The organism is Photobacterium sp. BZF1, assembly GCF_014349205.1.
Classification (GTDB): domain Bacteria; phylum Pseudomonadota; class Gammaproteobacteria; order Enterobacterales; family Vibrionaceae; genus Photobacterium.
On sequence record NZ_JACSOF010000274.1, the window covers coordinates 1 to 2730 of the forward strand.

General features: G+C 44.4%; 2 protein-coding genes. Both read left to right on the forward strand.

From position 1 onward, the window contains the following. Positions 1–129: 129 nt before the first annotated feature. Entirely contained in the window at positions 130–1770 is a 1641-nt protein-coding gene (locus BIZ37_RS29830; protein ID WP_255526966.1) for a methyl-accepting chemotaxis protein, read from the forward strand. Positions 1771–1825: 55 nt separating this feature from the next. Beyond that, positions 1826–2656 carry a siderophore-interacting protein gene (locus BIZ37_RS29835; protein ID WP_255526967.1) on the forward strand — a complete coding sequence of 277 codons (831 nt, stop codon included), beginning with the start codon at positions 1826–1828 and terminating at the stop codon, positions 2654–2656. Positions 2657–2730: the final 74 nt, after the last annotated feature.

The following is a 2730-nucleotide window of genomic DNA, read 5'->3' on the forward strand; positions in this document are numbered from 1 at the left end:
ACCTATCACTTGCCACAATAGGGATAACATATGGCAAATAAACTATCATTCAAAGTTAAGATAATTACCACTTTGATAGCTATATTAGTAGCTACTGTCATTACGTCTTTTTTTAGCGTCAATTATTATTTGAGTCGTTATATTTTTGACAGCGATGCAGAAAGTATCAATGCGCAAATTAGCTTGGTGAAAGATAAGCTGTATGATGATATCCGTAATAAGGTATTGATTTCTGAAAATATTAGTTTGGATATTACCAGTATTCAAGAGGTCACTGAACGTGCAGGTTTTTATGCCGCAGCGAAAGTGATTGCTGATTTTGTCATTACCGATAAAGGGCGGATTGATGATGAATCCGTAGCTAATCATTACATTGAACTGGTAAATAGTGCCAATGGAACAACGGTGAGTGATATTTTCTATCAAAATGATATCCCATTAATATCAATTACTGTTCCAAGTGGTAATGGTGGTGATATCTATTATCTAGATATGAGAAATACACAGCAATTGCTTTCCCAATCCTCTGTTGAAGGAAGTTACTTTGATCTACAAGACAGTAAAGGCTCGCTACTTTTTAGCAACCGTATTGAAGGTGATCTGATTCCTTATACCAACCAGTTTGCCGTTGGTGATAGTCAATGGACACTAACGGGTTATATTGACCGTGGCTTTATCCAGCAAAATACCAACGCCTTAAGTGGCAGTATCACCATGGCGCTAGTGCTGGTGGCATTGATTTCCATTCCTTTGAGTATTCTTTTTATCAATACCATCTTCAAACACCTCAGCACGCTGCGAAACATCATTGTGGGCCTATCCCGGGGAGATGCAGATCTAACTCGGCGGCTGGATGTCTATAGCAATGATGACCTGGGTAAGATTGCCAGTGGCATCAACCACTTCATTGAGAACCTGCAAAAGATGATGTTGGAAGTCTCGCAATCGAGCCAGGCTATCGAACATGAAGTGGTGGCTCTGAAACAGAAAGCAGATTCCAATAAGTCTTTGCTCACTCGCCACACACAAGAGACGGAGAAAGTGGTTACCGCAATAAATGAAATGAGTGCTACGGCGGAATCTGTAGCGCATAGCGGCAAGAGTGCTGCCGACTTTACCCATGCGACTAACCTCGAGGCTGAAAAGTCGAAAGATGTGGTCAAGGTCGCTTCGGGAAGTGTGAATCAACTATCGACCGAAGTGGAGAGCATGTCGGCATCAATCCAAACTATGAGTAAGGACTTCGAGAAAATCGATGCGGTCTTGCATGTCATAGGGGAAATTGCCGAGCAGACGAATCTACTGGCGTTGAATGCGGCTATTGAGGCTGCCCGTGCCGGTGAGCAGGGACGTGGGTTTGCAGTCGTTGCCGATGAGGTTAGGGCGTTGGCGGCCAGAACACAACAAAGTACCTCTGAAATAGACAGTATGCTGTCCGATCTTCGCAAGGCGACGTCAGTGGTGGTTCAGTCAATGGATACCACAAGGGGCAGTTGTTCCCAAACCGTTGAACACACAGCTAACGTGATGGCGTCTTTGGAATCGATGACTAACTCTATCAGCCAGATCAATGATCTTACGACCCAGATAGCTACCTCAGCGAACGAACAGAGTGTTGTAACTGAAGAGGTAAACAAGAACATGATAGCGATCCATGACATGATCAACGAACTCAATCGCAATGCTGATGATTCTGTGGCCAGTACCGAGCAACTTGCTGTTACCAATAGCCAATTAAATGCCATGGTAGCCAATTTTAAGTTGAAGTAAGTTGAATTTATCAGTGATAATCAATCTTATTATCACTTTTATTGTGGAGTATTACATGGCCCAGGCTATGCGTCCAAAAATGAGCCCAAAGCAACTGACGGTGGTGGGAAACGAGTTGATCACCCCCAATATGATCCGTTTGACGCTGGGCGGTGAAGGAAGCCAGCATTTTTCCCAACAAAGTGCAGGGCAGTATGTGAAGTTCCTCTTTACTGCCGATGGCAGTACCGACATCAGTACCTTGCCTGAGGGGCAAAAGCCAATGATGCGTACCTTTACCGTGTCAGGCTATCAACCTGATGCCGGCACTATCACCATTGATATTGCCAAGCATGAACTCGCAGAACTCGATGGCGTTATCACCCCTGATATGGGCGGCTATGCTTCCCGTTGGGCAGTTAAAGCACAAGTGGGTGATGTGATTTCCTTGGTTGGTCCTCGTCCCATTCAAGCGATGCCAGTTGATGCAGAGCGCTTCTTGCTGGTAGCTGATATGACGGCGCAGACCGCGTTACAGGGTAAATTGGCGTTACTGCCTAATAATGCCAAAGGCCACGTTGTCCTTGATGTACCGACTGAAGCAGATGTACAGCCTCTTGTCCTGCCTGAAGGTGTTACCCTAGTGGTTAACGTCAGTTCAGAAACTTCGCTCTCTGAGCGTGTTCAAACGTTAGATGTGAACACAGATGATTTGGCGGTATGGTGTGCTTGCGAGTTTAGTGAGATGAGGACGATCCGTAGTTACATTACATCGGATAAGGCGGTCGATCGTAAAATGTGTTACTTCAGCAGTTACTGGAAACACGGTGTGACTGAAGATGGACATAAAGTTCTAAAGCGTGAAGACAGTATGGCGCTAGAAGAACAAGTAGCGAAAGCAAAATAGCGCATATAAAATACAACTTTAAAACAAAAAGCCCTGTAAATTACTTTTACAGGGCTTTTTTTATAGATATATAC

Excerpts from the sequence above, each read along its gene's own strand:
- BIZ37_RS29835 (WP_255526967.1), top strand. The coding sequence starts at position 1,826 with ATGGCCCAGGCTATGCGTCCAAAAATGAGCCCAAAGCAACTGACGGTG.